Genomic DNA, 21,075 nt, shown 5'->3' with positions numbered 1-21,075 from the left:
ATGAAAAAAATACTAAGTATATTATTACTCTCATTATTTTTACTGAGCTGTGAAAAAAAATCACAAGAAAAAGTTATTAATAAAATTGCATCTACCAATGATAAGTATTATACCAAAGTTAACGGGAAAACAGGGGAAGAACTCAAGAAAACTCTAAACAAGATAATTACAGAAAATCATAAAAAATTAACATATAAAAAGGCATATAATGCTTTGGAATTTACAGATGAAGATCCCAATAACCCCGAAAATATAATTTTATTCTATACAGGAAGAAGTCAGGCAAAAAAACTAAGATCACAGTTTGATTATAAAAACGGCTGGAACAGAGAACATGTTTGGCCAAAATCCAAGGGATTCAAATCCCAAAGTAGCAACTATGCCTATACAGACCTGCATCACTTAAGACCTACAGACACTACTGTTAATAGTTCAAAGGGAAATAAGGATTTAGACGACGGAGGAAAAAACGTCAAGGAAGCCAAAGGAACTAAATCAGACTATGACTCCTGGGAACCAAGAGACGAGATAAAGGGAGACGTGGCCAGAATGATGTTTTATATGGCCGTTAGATATGAGGGTCTAGGAGATAAATATGATGATTATGATTTAGAATTAGTTGATTACACTGGCACTGAGAGCTCAAAAGAGGATTTTGACGGAAGATACGGAAAACTAAGCACATTATTAGAATGGCATGCCCTAGATCCTGTGGATGATCGTGAAAGGTTGAGACACGAAAGAGTTTATGAAATTCAAAAAAATAGAAATCCATTTATAGATAATCCTGAATGGGTTGGATATATTTGGCCTGAAAATTAATCCAGATCCCTACTTATATCTGTTGTTATTCATTAATCAATTTAACTAAAATTTTCGGACGCATGGTTTAAAAAAAATGAAAAAAGGTGATCCTTAAAGTCAGGATCACCTTTTTTCAGCTTAAAATATAGCTTTAACTGAGGAGTCTAGCTGCACCAATTATGGTAACTCCTATCATCATCAGCCTATAGGATTTTTCAGGAACAAACTTAACAACCCTAACTCCTATAAAGGCTCCAACTAGTATTAGGGGGAATATCATTAAATTTAACTGAAAACTCTCTAAGGTTATGTTATGCCAAACAAAGGCGTATAGAGGTAATTTTATCAAATTTAATACAAAGAAAAACCAAGACATCGTTCCTATAAAGCGGTTTTTACTTAGGTTCATTGATAAAAAATATACCACCATGATAGGACCTGCTGCATTCCCTATCATACTAGAAAAGCCCCCTAAAATTCCCATAACAATGTGAAAATACCATTTTTCACTCAAATAATTACTCAGAGAATCTTTTTTTGCTATAAGCAGAAAAACACAAATCAACACTATTATACCTATTATCATTTTAAACTGGGCATCTGAAACCAGACCTCCAACAAAAAGACCAATCATTACTCCAAATATGGCCCAAGGCAAAAGTTTTAAAAGAATTTTTATTTCCATGTGACGCTTGTAGTAAATCACCGCAAAAATATCTCCTATCACCAAAAGGGGCAATAAAAAACCTGCAGAAAGTTTACCTCCTAATATTTGAGCCACTATAGGTATAATTATTAGCAGTGTGGGTAGTCCAGATTTATCTATACCCACAACAAAACTTGTCATAATTACAACTGCCCATTGTATCATTGTAAAATCATAATTACTCAGTACTTCCATCATAATATATACCTCACATCTATCTCTAAAATAATTTTTTACTCCATTAAATCTACTACCTAAATCTCGTAAATTTTAATTAATCTTTTTATCTTATCAAAAAAATTTTATGATAATTTTATTTCAAGTATACTCTATTTTTAAATTTTATTTAACTCAATCCTTGTAAATTTTAAAATCATTTATAAAACACAATATTTCAACCAATGTACAAGTGTAAGCGTATAAATGAATTATACTGAAAATATATCGATAAATAGCAATTTAAAAAACAAGTAAGACCTCCATGGGGAGGTCTTAAATATAATAGTTATGATTCCGTAACTACTTAAATTATTAGGTTTTTTACTTTAATAGTATTTCCTTCTAAATAATTGTCGTTCTAAAAATAACCTATCAAGTTCCAGTATCCAGTACCTATAACCATCAAATATACCAACCACAAAATTGCCCTAATCGTCATAAACTTTAGAAAATCCATTAAACGAATATTTCCAAACCCATAAAGGATAGCGTATAAGGCTGTTTCATAAGGAAAGAAGATTGTCTGACATCCAAAGAAAAAAGCATAAGATATCGGATAAAAACTAACATCCAAACTCGATGCTATTTGCGCTAGTGTCCCGCCCAAAGAGCTCATGGCGGCAAATGGTGTCATCAGAAAATTAACAGCTACTGCCAACATAAAAATGGATCCTACGATCATTGGAGGATTTTCTACCATCAAATTATTGACTGCCCAAAGAGCTAGTTTTTCACCTATTCCTATATATACCGCAGTCTTTCCAATGCCTAGGCATGCAACCATAAATATGATGATGCTAAAATTAATTTTTGGTATATCCTCTGACTTTCCCAAATCAAAAAATGGAAAAAACAAAACTGTTGGTGCAAATACAAACCCATACCACATTGAGAAGTTATGCAATGGTTGGGTTACCAAATATAAGAAAAGTAAAATTAATACACCAATTAATTTTTTTTCTTTATAATTGATACTGCCTAATCTGTGTAACTTATCTTGAAACTTATCTTTTATATTACCCATTTCTTTCGGTGCAAACAGTTTATTTAATATTAGTGCTTCTATTATTACTATTGGAAAAAATATAAAATTATCTTTAAAGAAAATCCAATAATTTACCGTTAAATCAATAACATCTGAAGCAGAATTAGTTATCAATGTATAGTTCCCTGGTGAAAGAATAAAAGTTTCCACATCATAAAATCCAACACCCAAAGCTCCGATCATAATACCTGCAGATGCTTTAGACTTACCTAAACCTAAAGTTTGACACAAACTATAAGCCAGTGCCGCAATCATAACGCCTACCATGACACCTGGAACCAAGAGGTTAGTAATAATTCCCAAACCGATAAGTGCAAACAAAATACCCTTATATGTCCCACCACTAAGTATAATTAAATGGAATGTGACACGCTCTACAAGCGTTGTATTTCCTAAGACCATTACCAACACGAGACACCCAAAAGTAATCCAAATACTTTCGGCCATCCAACCAGAAAATACAGTCTCCATTGGCGCAATACCAAATAGCACATAGGCAGTCATTAGTAATAAAGAGGTGATAACCATATGAACACGCTCAAACAAAAACATTAATATACCCGTGACAGTGACTGAAAGAAACATAACCATTGTCATATCCACATGATTCCTCATAAGAATAAAGCCCAACACCAAAGGAATAATAATCGTTAAATGCCACTGCATAGCGCTTTTACTTAGAAATTCACTTCTACTTGGCATTGTTTTTTTAATCAAATTTTCCACATAATCCCCTCCATAATTTAAGAGTTAATATTAATAGTTCATTGGTTAATTTTGTGATTCTATTAACAAAGTCTATAAAAAAACCTCCCAAATGCCTAGAACATTTCCCAAGCATTTGGGGCGTCTTTTATAACAAATTTATTTTATATTGCCTTCTTATAAAGTTCAATCATATCATCCAAACTTGTCTCTCTTGGATTTGCAAGAACATTACCACTCTTCATTGCATCCTTTGCCATATCTTCAATCATATGTTCTTTGACTCCCACTTCTGAAAGTGATTTTGGAATACCAAGATCTTCATTTAGATTTTTAAGTTCTTCTATAAGCATCTCCGGTTTAAAGTCTTTTATTGCTTCGTTACCTTCACGGATATAGTTATAAATCTTCTCATAACGTCCGTTATCAACAAGAGCGTTAAACTCCATAACTGTCGGAAGAAGAACAGAGTTTGCTACACCGTGTGGAACGTGGCAAAATGCACTTACTGGATGGCTCATGGCATGTACATTCCCAAGTCTTGCCCATGCAAATGAGATTCCAGCAAAATTAGAACCTGACATCATTCCGCATGCAGCTTCTTCATCTTTTCTGTTTTCTACAAATCTTCTTAAATTTTTTCCGATTAATTCCATTGCTTTTTCAGCCATTGCGTCTGAAAAAGGTGAAGCATTTCTTGAAAGATATGCCTCTATTGCATGAATCAGTGCATCAACTCCACAAGAAGAAGCTATTGAGGCTGGAGCTGTCATAATAAGCTCAGGATCTAAAACTGCATATTTAGGAAGAGTTTCATAACTAACTATTGAAAACTTGTAGTTTCTAGATTCATCTGTAATTACAGATGAGGCTGTTACTTCGCTTCCTGTGCCTGCAGTTGTAGGAATTGCAATCATAGGTACAATTGGTCCAGGAACTTTATCCATTCCTTCATAGTCTGTTATCCTCCCACCATACTTAGCAAGTACTCCTACAGTTTTTGATACATCTAGTGGACTTCCTCCGCCGAGAGCAACAATACTTGTAGCTCCACAATCTTTATAAAGTGCAGTCGCTTCATTTACGATATCTATTGTTGGATTAGGTTTTACATCTAGATAAGCTGTACATTTTATTCCTCCAGATTCAATAATATCCTGGACTTTCTTCACAACCCCTATACTTTCCAGACCTCGGTCAGATATAAGGAACACATGCTCTGAATTATTCTCTTTTAATATTTCTGGAAGCTTTTTCAAACTACCCATTCCAAAATTTATATTTTGTGGTATTTTAAAGTTAAAATCTTTCATTTGGTTTTCTCCTTCAGATAGTAATAGGGAACTTTCTGCTTATCTTTAAGCATTTTTTATTTGCTCTTTATTAGTATTTTTCTTTTTTAAAATAATAAATATATATCCAACAAAAACTATGGAGGTAGTTATAAGTACTGCCTTCAACATATCAGAAGGAACATTACGTAGAAACATGTTAACTCCTATGAATAATAGAAGCATATATACAATACGCAGAAATTGATCACGATTAATCTTTTCTAAGAATCTCATCCCAAGGAAATAACCGATAGCTGCTAGAGGCATAGCAACAAGTAGTGCGCTTCCTAATCTAAGAGTGAATGCTCCATTCTGATATTGAGTAAAAGCGTTCCAAACATTGAGAACACACCATAGACTTGTCATGGTATTACGGAACTTCTTTTTATCCTTTACTGCTTCCAATGTATAAACAGTGATCAGTGGACCACCTATGGTAAATGCACCGTGAACAATACCACCTAATATAAGGCATCCGTAACGGAAAATCTTTCTAGTTATTGTGTCTGGAGTTATTGTGTCTGGAGCTTCTGTGTCTTCTACTTCATTTAGAACCAACGGTTTTATGATATATTTATGAATATTCATTATTGCAATGAGGCAAATCATTGTCCCAATAGAGATTTTTGCAGTCTGAGGACTAATACTGTAAAATAACTTCTGTCCTATAAAAATACCTGGTGCACAAAGAGCTACAATTTTAGCTAGATCCTTCCACGAAATGTTCTTCCTGTCTTTTATTGCCAGGTAGTATAGAAAAGGGATACAAACAATCGTACCATATGGTACCCCCATGGCTGTTCCAAATAAACCATTTGTTACTGGAGCAGAAATAACCGTAGCACCAAACCCTGTAGTACCCAAAATAAAGAAGGCTATCACCTGCATTAAACCAACAATTAAAAAACTAATTTCAAAAATCATAATATCCCCCTATATATCTAGTTGTGTAGTGGACATGTTAGCATATCAACTTGGCTCGTGTCCTCTGAAATCAAGTTGGAAACGTCGTTAAAATTTAAGCTCTGTACGTTGAATCAAATCCTCCTGTAACGGCTTACCAAGCTCTACAAAGTAGGCGCTGTATCCAGCCACACGCACAAGCATGTCCTTGTACTTCTCAGGATTTTTTTGAGCTGCCTTCAACGTTTCTGAACTCATAACGTTGAACTGAACATGCATTCCCTGTTTTGCGATATATTCTCCAATGTAACTCACTAGGTTATCTCTACCTTCTATCCCTGAAACTGCTTCCTGAGGAAATTTAAGGTTTAGAAGTGTTCCGTTTGTCGCAAGGCTGTGATCCACTTTACTTACAGAGTTTGCTATAGCTGTTGGACCTGCGAAATCATGAGCCCCCCCCGCAGTGTGAACTGGTCCCATGTTATCAGAAATCGGCTCTCCTTTTTTACGTCCATCTACTGATGCATTGGTATTCATACCCATTCCTACATTGGCATTTACTGTGTATACTCCTGGGTTGAATTGTCCACCTCTTGAAATTTCTCTTCCTGCAACATTCCTACAATAGCACTCAAACATAAATTTGAATAACTCATCTGCATAGTCATCGTCATTACCATAATGATGTACCTTTTTGCTATTTACAAGAGCATAAAGTTTTTCATGCCCTTCCCAGTTATCTTTAATAGCTTGTAATAATTCAGATCCAGTACAACGTTTCTCATCAAATACAAGCTGCTTGATAGCAGTCAGAGAATCAGCACAAGTAGCAATACCAGCTGCCTGTGGTCCGATACCGTTATATTTTGCTCCGCCTGCAGATATATCCTTACCCGATTCTATACAGTCTTCATAAAATGCTGAAAGGAATGGAACTGGTTTACGTGTTTTATGAGCATCGTCTATGATATTTAAGCTACTGCACATTTGATCTAACCAGTAAGCAAACTGAGCATCGACACTTTCAAGAACCTCATCAAAACTTTCATAAGTATCTAGGCTTCCTGTGTCTGGGCCAAGCTGCTTATCCTTATCTGCTCCATCTAATATTCTTCCACCATTAACAACCATCTCCATCATCTTAGGTGTATTTACGTATGCAGCATCATGCCATCCATATTCTTTTCCTGGAATATTTGGCTCAACACAACCAACAACTGCATAATCTCTTGCTTCTTCAAGTGATGTTCCTTTTCTGAGTAGAGCTTTTATTGCTGGTTCATCATTAAAGATTTTTGGATGTCCAAAACCTGCTCTTATTACCTCAACTGTTTTTATCTTTAATTCATATGGAGTATTTTCATGCATACGTACACACAACCATGGATTCATCATACGTGTGTGAGCAGATGCTTCTAACATCATCATTGTTATGTCATTTGTTGCATCATTTCCATCTTTATCCATTCCACCGATAGTTAAACTTTCTCCACCTGCACATCTTCCGTTACGAACTATCACTGTTCCTTTTTCTTTTAGTTTTACAGGGTTGTTTAATTTAACATACTGTACTTCAATTAATTCAAGTGCAAATTCTTTAGTAAGAGTCCCATTTTCCATATCTGCTTCATAGAACGGGTTTAACCACTGATCCATACGACCGTAGGAAATTGAGTGTCCATTACTTTCTACCTGGATTAATGCTGTGGTAAAGCTGAATAACTGCATAGCTTGCCAGAAAGTTTTAGGTGCTCCACCGGATATTTGTTCACAGTTAGCTGCCATAGCTAGTAACTCTTCTTTTCTCTTTGGATCTGCTTCTTTTTCTGCATGTTCTCTTACAAGAGGTACATAACGAGCAATATGAGCCTTTGCAGCCTTTAGCATAATTAATGTTGCCTGATAGAAATCTCTTTTATCTGCATATTCAAAATCTCTTTTATTCAAGTTAGCCTTTGCTTTTTCAGCACTTTCAATAATACCATCATATCCAAGCTTCATCAATCTTTCATAATCAATAGAAATGTGTCCAACACCTGCATAGTGGTAATAGTTGGTTTTATAGATATCCTCTCCGAACTGAGAACCCTTTCTCTGATCCTGATCTAGTCTCGCATCTGCTAAACTAGCAACTGTTTTACCTCTCCAGTACTCACAAAGATCTAAGATCTCTTGTCTCTCTTTATCATTTCTTATGTAGAATTGATCATATGCTCGCTCCTCAAATGGGAAGTTCAAAATTTCATCGATGATCCATTCAACAGAAAACTCAGGATAGATAGGTGTAGCTTTTGCCGGAGCTGCTAACTCTCCTAAAATAAGCTCTTCATCATACACATTTAACTCAACATTACGCAATACATTATCAAATGCATATGCACATTGTAATATTCTTGGGACATTTTCATTATTTTTATACGCTTCTGTGACCAACCTTAATCTTTGTACGTCAATTTCATAAGTTCTGTCTAAAAATGTTTGTCTTAACTTGTTTACTCTAGGAAAAGGAGACCAGTCTTCATGGCCAACCTGGTAACCTACGCCGTAAGTATGATCAAAAGGCTCAGTTCCACATGCAACCCCATCACCTTTTGTATTTTGTAAAGAATTGATTAAAATATCATTTGACTCTTCCACCTGTGATACACTCGTAGCGTTAACATTCATTAAAATTCCTCCCTTATAAATATAAAGTTTATTTTTTATTATTTTTCTTTGGTACCTACCAGACAGTGTATGCCTCGGCTATTAAAATAGTCTGCAAGTTTATTAACATGCTTTTGAAATGATTCTCTGTCAATATTGACATCCTTAATTTTATAAGCTATACCCAATGATTTATATTTCTCCTCACCTAGACGCATAAAGCTCAAAAGCTGTAGCGTTCTCACACGACCACCGAGATCGTTTAATATAAAATCAGCAGTCGCTTTTATATTTTCCATATCATCATTTACATTTGGAATAACTGGAATTCTTAAAATAAGCTCCCGATCTTCATTTGTAAGTCTCTTAAGATTTTCTAATATCTTTTCATTATGCACTCCAGTATGTTTTTTATGAATATTTGTATCCATATGTTTTAAATCTGAGATAAAAAGATCTGTATAAGATAAAACTTTCTCAACTTCCTTCCACTCTCCATAAAAAGTTGATTCAAAACAAGTATGAATATCTTCACCTTTACAAGCTTTAAAAAGTTCTCTGACAAAATCAATTTGAAGGATTGGATCTCCCCCTGAAACAGTAACACCTCCGCCAGAACGTTCGTAGTAGCCCTTATCTTTTAGTATCTCTTTCATACACTCTTCTACAGACATGGATTTTCCCCATTGTTTGATTGCATCTGAAGGACACTCATTATAACAGGCAATCCAATCTGTTGATTTTCCACCATCTATAGAAACTAATTTTCCATCTTTAAAATTGAGCATATTTTTATCTGAACACACTTCTTCACATGCACCACATTTTTCTTGCGTTATGCACTTACTGCTATATACACCTGGTTCTATATAAGCTTTTAAGCTCTCAGGATTACCACACCAATCACATCTTAGTGGACATCCCTTCAAAAACAACTCTGTACGGATTCCTGGTCCGTCATGAATTGTAAAATGCTGAATATTGAAAATAATTCCTCCGTTCAACAATCGATTACCTCCTCCAAATACTTTTTTCTAAAAAATAATAAATTCACTATTAGCGAATAATCATACCCTCTGATATGATTTTTTCAGAACTATTTGTATATTGGAATTTAAGTTATTTTAAGAGTTTAATTCTTATTTTCTATTCTACTTTTTAAAAGAAAGAAGGCTAAAATCTCCATGGAAACTCCGCCTTCTTTCTCTTGTAGAAGTCTCTTTAATCTAATAATTTAAAAATTCTGATCACTGGACTTTTTTTAGTTTTAAGTTACCCAAAATACTTTTTCCAGTCACAAAAAATCAATGGCAACAAGTCCATATCCTCTTTGGGTACCGATCTTAGTTTTAATTTTGTGATAAACTATTTTTTATACACCGCAATAATTACTAAAACCACCATCAATTGGTATAACTGCTCCTGTTACAAATCCTGAAAGTTTTGGATCTAATAAATAAAGTAATGTTCCTGCACATTCATCTGGATTACCAAATCTTGACATCGGTGTTCCAGCAATAATCCTTTCAGAACGACCACTTAAGTTACCATCTTCTTTGTACATAATATTTTTATTTAGATTTGTAACAAAGAATCCAGGAGCAAGAGCGTTTACACGAATACCTACTAAAGCAAAGTAAGAAGAGAGCCAAGCAGTGAAATTATTTACCCCTGCTTTTGCTGCAGAATAAATAGGAACAGTAGTCGTAGGACTAATTGCATTCATAGATGAAATATTAATAACTGAACATCCGGTTTTTCCTACCATATCTTTAGAAATAACTTGTGTTGGAAGGAAGGTCCCCATAAAATCGATGTCGTATACCCACTCTACTTTCTCTATATCTAAATCAAAGAAAGTTCTTCCGTCACCCATATTTTCTTTTGTAAGTTGCTCGTGTCCAGTTGTAGCCAAAGGATGATGAACCCCTGCACCATTTAAAAGAATATCACAGGTCCCAAAGTCTTTTTTTACTTCTTCATAAGCGGCGGTTAAACTTTCTTTTGAAAGAACATCTGCTTTATAACCTTTAGCAATTCCTCCAGCTGACATTAATTTTTCTGCTGCCATATCAGCGGCCTCTTTGTTAATATCAAATAGTGCAACTTTTGCACCTCGTGTACATAGAGCCTCAGCAAAAACACCTGTAAGAACTCCTCCTCCGCCTGTAATGACGGCTACCTTATCTTTTAAATTAAAATCATAGTTATTCATAGCATCTCCTCCTGATTTTATATTGATATTTATATTTTTATAGATAACTAATGTACTTTCTATAATTTGTATCTATAATCAATAAGTAAATTCTAATAAAAATTAATTTCACAAAACCCATTAATTAAACATTTCAAATTTCGTAAAGGATCGCAATTGTTACCCATCCACAAAGAACAATAAACGTCTTATATATAAACAAAATTTCAACCCATAAGAACTTTTGATTTAAAAGCGATCGCTTTGAATTTGATTGATATAATTTTAACATAGTCATTGATTTTTGAATAATATCAATATACAATATGTACATATAACAAAATATTATATAGTTTAGAGAAGGTGATTTATAATGGCGATAGATGTTGAACTAAAAACAATAAAAATTATGCTTGCTATTGAACAAGAAGGAAGTTTTTCAAAGGCTGCTGAAGTTTTATATATTAGTCAGCCTGCATTAACTCAGTACATTAAACGAATAGAGTCTGTGCTTTCTTTTCCTTTATACAATAGAGAAAATGGAAAATGTGTTCCAACGAAAGCCGCTAAAATATTATTAAAAGAAGGTCAGTTACTTCTAGAACAGTATGACTCTATGCTAAAAAAAATGAACAATACCGTTGATTCAAAAGTTGTAAATATTCAATTAGGCTGGCCAACGGGTTATACTGTACAATATCTTAATAGTATTATGTCGAGTATATCCAATCTAGAGTCAATAAATGTTAAAGTTACTGAAAATTTAGTAGAAACTTTAATTCAATTACTCCTACAAAAGAAATTAAATGTTTTAATCATACCTGCTTTATATTTTCATCCTGACTTGGTTTATACAACTATCCGTCGGGAAGAATTCTATCTCGCTGTCCCTAAAAATCATGTAGCGAATACAATAATCAACAAAGATCGTCCAACTGATTATGCAAATTTATCCGATCTAAAAGATATGCCCTTTATCTCATTATCTGCAAACGCTTATAAAAAATTCATCGATCCTCTTTTTCATGAGGCTGGTTATAATCCAAATATCATATTTAATTGTACTAACTGGTATAGTAGCCATTCTTTGGTAGAAGATGGTCTGGGACTTTCCATTGTTCCATATTGGTTTGCTGAAAAAGGACATGAAAAAATAAATTATTATCATATTCAAAGTAAGCAGCGAGCCTATCGAATTCTTGCCTGTGTTTTTCACCGAGATCAACTTGTTTCTCCTGAATTAAAAGGTTTTATTGACCATATCAAAAATATATACGGTGATCAGTATGCACACTTACCATTTGACTACTCTAACCTTAATCAAAATATATAATATGCAAAAAGACCTCCATCAGGAGGCCTTTTTTTAGTGAATATGATTTTAAATTTTTTATAAACTAACTTTATAAAACTTTATGCTTCTTTTAACTTCACTTCTTTCAACTCTATCTCTTCACCAACTACTAAATCAGCAGAATTAGAATCCTCAAGTAATGGAGATTCAAATTCTTCATTTTTTCCGATATTGATAAAGCCACAAAGAAGAATGCCAGCTGCAAGTCCCCAGGCAGCTCCCCTAGTCGCTATAACAGCAGCCATGATACCAGCAATCCCTAAGTCATTAGAGGTTTTTGATTTCATAACTCCCACTCGGACAGATACATACCCTTGAATAAGCATAGTGGCCGCAAGGGCAATTCCCAGTATTGGTTTGACCAACGTAACAATAGGAAGAAGAAAATATCCAAGAGTAGTTCCATATCTATAAGAAACTGCTCCTCCATGAATAGAGTCCATTGTCTCTCTACCATTTTTATATCTTTCACAAAGAACTACCTGCATTGCAGCTGCAAGAGGACCACACAAAGCAATATTAGGTCCAAAAATAGACATCAGTATATTTCTTAATCCAAAAATCAGGTGGGAACGATTGGCGTTATAGTCTATTATTTCATCAGGTCTTTCTTTACTAGCATCTTCCAGTAGAGATTGAGCCTGAATCATATCTCCAAAAAGTATAATATAACATGATATTACAACGGGGAGTCCGTTGATAAACATCTTTAGAGGAGGTAAACCCAGTCCAAAAATAGTCCATTCAGTAATTAATTCTTTAACTGCAAGAGTAGTAATTCCCCATTCAATATGTGATATTGTCACTTCGCCTACTAATGGTCCTAAAATTATAGCGAGTATAATTATTGGAAGAGATCCCATGTCGGCGAGAAGCCTAGTGAATTTATTGAGATTCTTTTTGCTTTTAAAATGGCTTGAAAATAAAAAATAAAAACCTATCCCCATACAAATTATAATAGAAATGGGATATTTTTCAAATCGTCCACCCTTTTGCATAACAGAATTAACGGCAGCAATTCCTGCACCTATAATAACACCCGACTTCATAGCGTTCGGAACAATGGATGTAACTTTTTTTCCAAGCCCTGTAATCCCTAGAAAAACAGCTAGTAGTCCCAGAGAAAACTGAAATGCTATTAATGCATAAACCCTTTCACTTCCAGCTGGGTATTGACTAACATAAAGCATGACTATAGGAATCGCTGGTGTTATCCACCCTGGGATAATCGGGTCACCTAAAAATATATGAAGGAAATATAGAAATCCATTTAAAACAACAACGGTCATTGCAACATCAAAAGGCATTCCTAAATATTCTTGAAGCATAGGAATAGCGCCTAGGCATACAGCACACAATAACAAGCCCTGATAAAAATCAAGTTTTTCAAACCCTAAATGTACAAAGGGGAGTCTAATTTTAAATGGGCCGGCTGGGATGTAAGGCTCTTCTTTTCCATACTCTCTTTTTATTCTCATAATCCTCTCCTCCTTAAATATTATAGTATTATATCATAAAAGTTTAACAATATTGGCTCTACTTGTGTAAGTTTTAATTAAAAAAAGTTTCTGAAATTCAAAATTTTAGATAATATCTTCACAAGTTAAGTAGCTTCTAAAGTATTATGGTATGACTATCATAATACCTTGGAAATTACTTTTTTAATTTCTGTACAAGTTAAACTATTTACAATAAAGAGACTCCCAAATGCTTTGAAAATTCCATAAGCATTTGAGATATTGTTTATAAAAAACTGTTTATATTGTTTTTTATATTGCCTTTTTATAAAGTTCAATCATGTCGTTCAAACTTGTCTCCCTTGGGTTTGCAAGAACATTACCACTTTTCATTGCATCCTTTGCCATATCCTCAATCATATGTTCTTTGACTCCTACTTCTGAGAGTGATTTTGGAATACCAAGATCTTCGTTTAGCTTTTTAAGTGCTTCTACAAGCATCTCTGGTTTAAAGTCTCTTACTTCTTCATTACCTTCACGGATATAGTTATAAATCTTTTCATAACGACCGTTATCAACAAGAGCATTAAATTCCATCACTGTCGGAAGAAGAACAGAGTTTGCTACACCGTGTGGAACGTGGCAAAATGCACTTACTGGATGGCTCATGGCATGTACATTTCCAAGTCTTGCCCATGCAAATGAGATTCCCGCAAAATTACTTCCTGACATCATTCCACATGCTGCTTCCTCATCTTTTCTATTTGCCACAAATTTTCTTAAATTTTTTCCGATTAATTCCATTGCTTTTTCTGCCATTGCATCTGTAAAAGGTGATGCATTTTTTGAAAGATATGCTTCTATTGCATGGATCAGAGCATCAACTCCACAAGAGGAAGCAATTGATGCCGGTGCTGTCATAATAAGCTCTGGATCTAAAACTGCATATTTAGGAAGAGTTTCATAACTAACTATTGAAAACTTGTAGTTTCTAGATTCATCTGTAATTACAGACGAAGCTGTTACTTCACTTCCTGTACCTGCAGTTGTAGGAATTGCAATAATAGGTACAATTGGACCAGGAACTTTATCCGTTCCTTCGTAATCTCTGATATCTCCGCCATGAGTAGTAAGAACTCCTACAGTTTTTGATACATCTAACGGACTTCCCCCTCCGAGGGCTACAATACTTGTTGCACCGCACTCTTTATAAGATACTGTAGCTTCATTTACGATATCTATTGTCGGATTAGGTTTTACATCTAGGTAAGCTGTACATTTGATTCCTCCAGCTTCAATAATCTCCTGGACTTTCTTTACAACCCCTATACTTTCCAGACCACGGTCAGATATCAGAAAAACATGTTCTGAATTATTCTCTTTTAATATTTCTGGAAGTTTTTTCAAACTACCCATTCCAAACTTTATATTTTGTGGTATTTTAAAATTGAAATCTTGCATTATTCACTCCTTTTAAAAAAACATTGGAAACACTCTTAATACGAGTTTCTAAAAATTTATCTAAATAATAATTAATTTTTTACTAGCTTTGCTGCTCTTGTTCTTTTCTCAAGAATTGTAAGAAGTGCTGCTACTAAGATGACTGGAATTACTATTATAGCACCTTGGAAGTTTTTAGGAATTCCTGGTACATTTCTGACAGTCATGTTAACTCCGATGAAAAATAGAATTAAGTATACGATTCTTAAGAATTGTGCCTTATTGATCTTCTCTAAGAATCTCATTCCAAGGAAGAATCCGGCTGTAGCAAATGGCATTCCCACAAGTAAAGACATTCCTAGTCTTGGAACAAATAATCCGTTTCTATATTGGTTAAATGCGTTCCAAACATTTAGGATACACCATAAGCTTGTCATAGTATTTCTAAACTTCTTCTTGTCTTTTACAGCCTCTAGAGTATATACAGTGATTAGCGGACCACCGATGTTAAATGCACCGTGAACGATCCCACCCAATATAAGACAACTATAACGGAAGATTTTTCTACCCAGTGTATCTTCAACTGGTGCTTCCTCTGCTCCATTTAACATCAAAGGCTTAATAATATACTTATAAATATTCATAACTGCTATTAAGATAATCATAGAACCGATAGAGATCTTTGCAGTCTGTGGACTAAGTTTATAAAATAATTTCTGTCCAATAACAAGTCCTGGTGCACAACCGATTACAATGCTAGCTAAGTCTTTCCAAGAGATATCTTTTCTTCCCTTGATTGCAAGGTAATATAGGAATGGAATACAGATAATCGTACCGTATGGTACTCCCACAGGTATACCTAATATTCCGTTTGTAACTGGAGCAGAGATAACAGTGGCGCCAAACCCTGTTGTACCCTGAACAAAGAATGCAAAAATTTGCATTAAACCAACAAGTAAAAAACCAAATTCAAAAACCATAATTTCATCTCCTTTAAATACATTTTTTATAGTTAACCCAGATGGATATGACTATATCCATCTAGGTTATTACTTAATTAAAATTACCGAATAAACTTAACTAGAAATGTAGCTCTGTACGTTGAATTAAGTCTTCTTGTAGCGGTTTACCAAGCTCTACAAAGTAAGCACTATATCCTGCCACACGTACGAGCATATCCTTATATTTTTCTGGATTCTTTTGAGCTGCCCTCATTGTTTCTGAACTCATAACATTAAATTGAACATGCATTCCTTGCTTATAGATATATTCTTCTATAAAACTTACTAGAATGTCTCTACCCTCTATACCTGCCACAGCTTCCTCTGGAAATCTTAAATTTAGAAGTGTACCGTTACTTGCAAGACTATGGTCAACCTTCGCTACAGAGTTTACAACAGCAGTTGGCCCAGAAATATCATGTGAGCCACCAGCAGTGTGAACTGGTCCCATATTGTCAGAGATAGGCTCATTATTTTTACGACCGTCAAGGGATGCGTTAGTGTATAATCCCATACCTACGTTAGCATTTACAGTATATACTCCGGGACTAAATTCTCCACCTCTAGGAGTTTTTCTTCCCTTTATATGTCTGCAATAACACTCAAACATAAACTTAAATAATTCATCTGCATAGTCATCATCATTTCCGTAGTGAGGTATTTTAGAACTGTTTACGAGAGCGTAAAGTTTCTCATGTCCCTCCCAGTTATCCTTAACCGCTTGGAGTAATTCTGATCCTGTCTGAGTCTTATCATCAAACATCAGCTTCTTAATAGTGGATAAAGAATCTGCACAAGTTGCAATACCTGCCGCCTGTGGTGCAGTACCGTTATATTTAGCTCCTCCCTCTGTCATATCCTTACCTGACTCAATACAGCCTTCAAAGAAAGCTGAAACATATGGAGTCGGTTTAACCATTCTATGTACAGCGTCTGTAATATTTAGACAGCTACATAATTGATCACACCAGTAAGCAAACTGCTTATCAATGCTTTCAAGAACATCGTCAAAACTCTTGTAAGTCTCTAAACTACCAGTATCTGGACCAAGTTGTTTCCCTTCTATCAATGTACGTCCTCCATTGATTACCATTTCCATCATCTTAGCTGTATTCACATAACCTGCGTCCTGCCAACCAAACTCTTTACCTGGAAGAGACGGCTCTACACAACCTACGACACAATAATCTCTTGCCTCTTCGAGGGTCACCCCCTTACTCAACATGGCCTTAATTGCTGGACCATCATTGAAGATTTTTGGATGTCCATAACCTGCTCTGATACATTCAGTCGTTTTTATTTTTAATTCGTAAGGAGTATTTTCATGCATACGTACACAAACCCATGGGTTCATCATACGTGTATGTGCAGATCCTTCTAGCATCAACATTGTCAGATCATTAGTTGCATCATTACCCTGTGTATCTACTCCACCGATCGTAAGGCTCTCTCCTCCAAAACCACGTCCGTTACGAACCTTTACAGTTCCCTTATCTTTTAATTTTGTCGGATTGTTCATCTTTACATATTGTACTTCGATTAGCTCAAGAATAAACTCTTTGCTGATGTTACTATTTTTCATATCTGCTTCATAAAATGGATATAACCATTGATCCATACGTCCGTATGAAATAGAGTGACCATTACCTTCTATTTGAATAAGAGTTGTTGCAAAGTTGAAAAGCTGTAGTGCTTGCCAAAAAGTTTTTGGCGGATCTCCAGCTATTGCATGGCAGTTAGTTGCCATAGAGTCGAACTCCTGCTTTCTCTTTTTATCAGTTTCCACTGCTGCCATATCTTCAGCTAATTTTGCATAACGAGTGATATATTTCTTAGAAGCTTCTAGCATAATAACTGTTGCTTTATAGTAATCTCTTTTTTCTCCATACTCTGGGTCTTGTTTACTCAAATTAGCAAAAGCGGCTTTTACTTCTTGAATTACTCCATTATATCCAAGGGTCATTAGCTTTTTATAATCCATAGCAAAGTGACCTATTCCTGCAAAGTGATAGTTATTTGTTTGGAATACCTTTTCCCCCATATGAGAACCTTTCTTTTGATCCTCATCAAGTCTTGCAGTTATCAATTCATTAGCAGATTTACCTTTCCAATATTTGCAAAGTTCCAAAATTTCTTGTCTCTCTTCATCATTTCTAATATAAAATTGATCATTTGAACGTTCTTCAAATGGAGAGTTTAATATTTCATCAATGATCCAGTCCACAGAAAACTCTGGATAGATAGGGGATGCCTTGGCCGGTGCCGCAATCTCACCTAAAATTAGATCCTGGTCATAGATGTACAACGTAGAATTTAACAAAACATTCTCAAAAGCATATGCACACTGAAGTTTACGCGGTGCCAATTCATGTTTCTTATAAGCTTCAGTAACCAATCTTAATCTTTCTACATCAATGTCATATGGTCTATCTAAAAATTTTTGTCTTAAATAATTTACACGTGGGTATGGAGACCAATCCTCATGATTAGCCTGATACCCCAAACTATAAGTCTTGTCAAAAGGCTCTGTTCCACATGCATTTGTACCCATCAAAACTTTGAATAAAATATTTTCTTGATTTTGTGTGTTTGATGCACTTGTAACGTTAATATTCATTAAAATCCCTCCCTTATAAATATAAAGTTTAAATTCTTTTATTATTTCTCTTTCGTACCTACCAGACAGTGAATGCCTCGGCTATTAAAATAATCTGCAAAATTACTAACATGCTTTTGAAATGACTCTCTGTCGATATTGACATCCTTCATCTTATAAGGCATGCCCAATGATTGATACTTCTCCTCACCTAGACGCATAAAGCTTAAAAGCTGCAGAGTTCTCACACGACCTCCGAGTTCATTTAATATAAAATCAGCAGTAGCTTTTATATTTTTCATATCATCATTTACATTTGGAATAACTGGAATTCTTAAAATAAGTTCCTTTTTTTCATTTGTTAACTTTTTTAGATTTTCTAAAATTTTGTCATTATTTACTCCAGTATGCTTTTTATGAATATTTGTATCCATATGTTTTAGATCTGAGATAAAAAGATCTGTATAAGATAAAACTTTTTCAACTTCCTTCCAATCTCCATAAAAAGTCGATTCAAAACAAGTATGAATATCTTCATCTTTACAAGCTTTAAAAAGTTCCCTGACAAAGTCACTTTGAAGAATTGGATCTCCCCCTGAAACAGTAACACCTCCGCCAGAACGTTCGTAGTAGCCCTTATCCTTCAGTATCTCTTTCATACACTCTTCTACAGACATGGATTTTCCCCATTGTTTGATTGCATCTGAAGGACACTCATTATAACAGGCAATCCAATCTGTTGATTTCCCACCATCTATAGAAACTAATTTTCCGTCTTTAAAATTTAGCATACTCTTATCTGAGCACACTTCTTCACATGCACCACATTTTTCTCTTGAAATACACTTACTGCTATATACACCTGGTTCTATATGAGCTTTTAAGCTTTCAGGATTACCACACCAGTCACATCTCAATGGGCAGCCTTTCAAAAACAACTCTGTACGGATTCCTGGTCCGTCATGAATTGTAAAATGCTGAATATTGAAAATAATTCCTTTCTGAGACAACTGATTTCCTCCTCCGAATATTCATTTTCATAATAAGTGCCGAAACTAAAAAATTAATCAAAATATTTTTCTTTGGACCTTTTCAGAATATAAAAATAAATTCTTTTTAACCAATAAATATTTAAATGATTTAAAGTTTATTAATTCTAGTTTTTTTAATTTCCGATAATCTTACAACAAGATTATCGATAGATACCTTGTTATTTTTTTATCTATTTACTGTAAAAAAATTACAAACCTAGTGCATTTAATGCTGCTGTGACTACTTGGATATCTTCTTCTACCGTTCCACCACTGGCTCCAACTCCACCTATTACCTCTCCATCTACAGTTACAGGTAATCCTCCTCCAAATGGAACTATCCTACCGTTATTTGTATGGTTTAATCCAAATAACTCTGACTCAGGCTTCACTCTTTCAGTTAGCAGATGAGTAGCTCTTTTCATTGTAGCTGCTGTAAATGCTTTATCAATAGCTATGCTAATACTGGTTATAAATGCATCCTCCATTCTCTGGGTGTAAAGTATGTGTCCGCCTGCATCCACCACTGAAAATACAAAGGGCTTCCCTATCTCCACAGATTTTTCAAGAGCTTTCTCTCCCATTAGTTTTGCTGCTGCTAAGGTGATTCTCTTTGTTTCTTTATACATAACATTTCCCTCTCTTATTCAAGTTATTAACTTCACTAACTTGTTTATTTAAAGATATTGTACACTAAATGAAAAAAAAAAGAGTCTCTTCAGGACACTTTAAACTAAAATTTTACTTTTTTTTCTAGTTTTTTTTAATTTTTTCTTCTCCTTGTCATACTTTCCATTCGTTTTGCTTAAAAACATGGTATAGAAATAAGCATTTTAAAATATTAGAAAATTTTTAAACTCTACTAAATCAACCTTAATTTTGTGATATATTTATTTTATGTTATATAATATACTGATATAAAAATAGAAATTTTTCAGTTTTTAAAAGATAAGGAGGTATTAATTTGCATAGTTCAGAATTTCCAATTACACTACTACCTAAGTCTGTAAGGGACAAAATTAAATTTAAAAGATATAAAAAAGGAGAGTTTATATATGAAGACGGAGACGAAAAAGTTTTTTATATAAAAAAAGGTAGAGGAATGAAAATTAGATGTGATGAGGACGGAGAAAAGGTGTTCCCTTATATATTTTCTGACGATGAGTTTATAGGTGTTAATGCATATTTTACAGGAGGCAGCGACTGGGAAGTTATCGCGTACAGCAAGGAAGTTACTGGATTTGAAATACCTAAATCTATATTCAAAGAATATATCTTGAGCACACCTTTATTTACGGAGGAATATTTGCCAAAATGTGTAAAACTTCTCTTTCAAGGGCTCAGAGGATTTTATATAGATTCTCAGGGGGGTGCCGCTGCCTACTATGCATATGTGTTAAGTTGCTTTTGCAAAGAGAGTAATATTTTTCACTTTGACAGTTATACAGAGCTAACTAAAGCAGTATATGTCAATAAATCCACTCTTTATAAAATTACCAATCAATTCATCGATGAAGGCATTATAGAAAAATATAAAAATAGTATAAAAATAATCAATAGAGAGGCTTTAGTAAAATATTTTGACACCTATAAGTATTAATCGCTCAGTAAAAACTCGTCAGTAAAATTATAATTTATTC

General features: G+C 34.4%; 16 protein-coding genes. 3 read left to right on the top strand and 13 right to left on the bottom strand.

What is annotated here, in order from left to right; genetic code table 11:
* Complete coding sequence (locus ILYOP_RS00370) at positions 1-822, top strand: endonuclease I family protein (protein WP_013386526.1); 822 nt, start codon at positions 1-3, stop codon at positions 820-822.
* 133 nt (positions 823-955) lie between these two features.
* Here the strand turns inward: ILYOP_RS00370 and ILYOP_RS00365 are convergent, their stop codons facing one another.
* The 7 genes from ILYOP_RS00365 to ILYOP_RS00335 all read right to left on the bottom strand — a co-directional run bounded on the left by ILYOP_RS00365 (position 956) and on the right by ILYOP_RS00335 (position 10,577).
* Positions 956-1,708: a sulfite exporter TauE/SafE family protein gene (locus ILYOP_RS00365; RefSeq protein ID WP_013386525.1), complete on the bottom strand. Its 753-nt coding sequence runs from the start codon at positions 1,706-1,708 to the stop codon at positions 956-958.
* Between the two features lie 379 nt (positions 1,709-2,087).
* A complete protein-coding gene (locus ILYOP_RS00360) occupies positions 2,088-3,500 on the bottom strand; it encodes an SLC13 family permease (protein ID WP_013386524.1) in 1,413 nt (470 codons plus the stop codon).
* A 143-nt stretch (positions 3,501-3,643) separates the two neighbouring features.
* A complete protein-coding gene (locus ILYOP_RS00355; protein ID WP_013386523.1) occupies positions 3,644-4,792 on the bottom strand; it encodes an iron-containing alcohol dehydrogenase in 1,149 nt (382 codons plus the stop codon).
* Between the two features lie 45 nt (positions 4,793-4,837).
* Positions 4,838-5,701 (bottom strand): sulfite exporter TauE/SafE family protein, encoded by an 864-nt coding sequence (locus ILYOP_RS00350; RefSeq protein WP_280985335.1) that lies wholly within the window; start codon positions 5,699-5,701, stop codon positions 4,838-4,840.
* 123 nt (positions 5,702-5,824) lie between these two features.
* A complete protein-coding gene (hpfG, locus tag ILYOP_RS00345) occupies positions 5,825-8,383 on the bottom strand; it encodes a (2S)-3-sulfopropanediol dehydratase (RefSeq protein ID WP_013386521.1) in 2,559 nt (852 codons plus the stop codon).
* A 38-nt stretch (positions 8,384-8,421) separates the two neighbouring features.
* Complete coding sequence (gene hpfH / locus ILYOP_RS00340) at positions 8,422-9,369, bottom strand: (2S)-3-sulfopropanediol dehydratase activating enzyme (RefSeq protein WP_148223645.1); 948 nt, start codon at positions 9,367-9,369, stop codon at positions 8,422-8,424.
* Between the two features lie 365 nt (positions 9,370-9,734).
* Complete coding sequence (locus ILYOP_RS00335; RefSeq protein ID WP_013386519.1) at positions 9,735-10,577, bottom strand: SDR family oxidoreductase; 843 nt, start codon at positions 10,575-10,577, stop codon at positions 9,735-9,737.
* A gap of 352 nt (positions 10,578-10,929) precedes the next feature.
* On the opposite strand from ILYOP_RS00335, the gene ILYOP_RS00330 reads away from it, so the two are divergent.
* Entirely contained in the window at positions 10,930-11,889 is a 960-nt protein-coding gene (locus tag ILYOP_RS00330) for a LysR family transcriptional regulator (RefSeq protein ID WP_013386518.1), read from the top strand.
* Positions 11,890-11,969: 80 nt separating this feature from the next.
* Here the strand turns inward: ILYOP_RS00330 and ILYOP_RS00325 are convergent, their stop codons facing one another.
* From ILYOP_RS00325 to ILYOP_RS00300, 6 genes are all read right to left on the bottom strand, one after another.
* Positions 11,970-13,388, bottom strand: coding sequence for a hypothetical protein (locus tag ILYOP_RS00325; RefSeq protein ID WP_013386517.1), 1,419 nt, complete (start codon positions 13,386-13,388; stop codon positions 11,970-11,972).
* A 291-nt stretch (positions 13,389-13,679) separates the two neighbouring features.
* Positions 13,680-14,828 (bottom strand): iron-containing alcohol dehydrogenase, encoded by a 1,149-nt coding sequence (locus ILYOP_RS00320; RefSeq protein ID WP_013386516.1) that lies wholly within the window; start codon positions 14,826-14,828, stop codon positions 13,680-13,682.
* Positions 14,829-14,899: 71 nt separating this feature from the next.
* Positions 14,900-15,787: a sulfite exporter TauE/SafE family protein gene (locus tag ILYOP_RS00315; RefSeq protein WP_013386515.1), complete on the bottom strand. Its 888-nt coding sequence runs from the start codon at positions 15,785-15,787 to the stop codon at positions 14,900-14,902.
* Positions 15,788-15,887: 100 nt separating this feature from the next.
* The gene (hpfG, locus tag ILYOP_RS00310) at positions 15,888-18,425 is read right to left on the bottom strand and encodes a (2S)-3-sulfopropanediol dehydratase (RefSeq protein ID WP_013386514.1); all 2,538 of its coding nucleotides are present in this window, start codon (positions 18,423-18,425) and stop codon (positions 15,888-15,890) included.
* Positions 18,426-18,466: 41 nt separating this feature from the next.
* Positions 18,467-19,414 carry a (2S)-3-sulfopropanediol dehydratase activating enzyme gene (hpfH, locus tag ILYOP_RS00305; protein ID WP_013386513.1) on the bottom strand — a complete coding sequence of 316 codons (948 nt, stop codon included), beginning with the start codon at positions 19,412-19,414 and terminating at the stop codon, positions 18,467-18,469.
* A gap of 230 nt (positions 19,415-19,644) precedes the next feature.
* Positions 19,645-20,064 carry a GlcG/HbpS family heme-binding protein gene (locus ILYOP_RS00300; protein WP_013386512.1) on the bottom strand — a complete coding sequence of 140 codons (420 nt, stop codon included), beginning with the start codon at positions 20,062-20,064 and terminating at the stop codon, positions 19,645-19,647.
* 335 nt (positions 20,065-20,399) lie between these two features.
* On the opposite strand from ILYOP_RS00300, the gene ILYOP_RS00295 reads away from it, so the two are divergent.
* Positions 20,400-21,035 (top strand): Crp/Fnr family transcriptional regulator, encoded by a 636-nt coding sequence (locus tag ILYOP_RS00295; protein WP_013386511.1) that lies wholly within the window; start codon positions 20,400-20,402, stop codon positions 21,033-21,035.
* Positions 21,036-21,075 lie beyond the last annotated feature (40 nt).

The sequence above is a fragment of the Ilyobacter polytropus DSM 2926 genome, from assembly GCF_000165505.1.
GTDB classification, from domain to species: Bacteria; Fusobacteriota; Fusobacteriia; order Fusobacteriales; family Fusobacteriaceae; genus Ilyobacter; species Ilyobacter polytropus.
The sequence above is the reverse complement of the archived record's forward strand: the minus strand, read 5'-3'. Positions and strand labels throughout refer to the sequence as shown.

What these genes read in the sequence shown, in the direction of transcription:
- ILYOP_RS00325 (WP_013386517.1), bottom strand. Translation starts at nt 13,388, where the DNA reads ATGAGAATAAAAAGAGAGTATGGAAAAGAAGAGCCTTACATCCCAGCC.
- ILYOP_RS00355 (WP_013386523.1), bottom strand. Translation starts at nt 4,792, where the DNA reads ATGAAAGATTTTAACTTTAAAATACCACAAAATATAAATTTTGGAATG.
- ILYOP_RS00320 (WP_013386516.1), bottom strand. Translation starts at nt 14,828, where the DNA reads ATGCAAGATTTCAATTTTAAAATACCACAAAATATAAAGTTTGGAATG.
- ILYOP_RS00335 (WP_013386519.1), bottom strand. Translation starts at nt 10,577, where the DNA reads ATGAATAACTATGATTTTAATTTAAAAGATAAGGTAGCCGTCATTACA.
- ILYOP_RS00330 (WP_013386518.1), top strand. Translation starts at nt 10,930, where the DNA reads ATGGCGATAGATGTTGAACTAAAAACAATAAAAATTATGCTTGCTATT.
- ILYOP_RS00350 (WP_280985335.1), bottom strand. Translation starts at nt 5,701, where the DNA reads ATGCAGGTGATAGCCTTCTTTATTTTGGGTACTACAGGGTTTGGTGCT.
- ILYOP_RS00365 (WP_013386525.1), bottom strand. Translation starts at nt 1,708, where the DNA reads ATGATGGAAGTACTGAGTAATTATGATTTTACAATGATACAATGGGCA.
- hpfG (WP_013386521.1), bottom strand. Translation starts at nt 8,383, where the DNA reads ATGAATGTTAACGCTACGAGTGTATCACAGGTGGAAGAGTCAAATGAT.
- ILYOP_RS00300 (WP_013386512.1), bottom strand. Translation starts at nt 20,064, where the DNA reads ATGTATAAAGAAACAAAGAGAATCACCTTAGCAGCAGCAAAACTAATG.
- hpfG (WP_013386514.1), bottom strand. Translation starts at nt 18,425, where the DNA reads ATGAATATTAACGTTACAAGTGCATCAAACACACAAAATCAAGAAAAT.
- ILYOP_RS00315 (WP_013386515.1), bottom strand. Translation starts at nt 15,787, where the DNA reads ATGGTTTTTGAATTTGGTTTTTTACTTGTTGGTTTAATGCAAATTTTT.
- ILYOP_RS00370 (WP_013386526.1), top strand. Translation starts at nt 1, where the DNA reads ATGAAAAAAATACTAAGTATATTATTACTCTCATTATTTTTACTGAGC.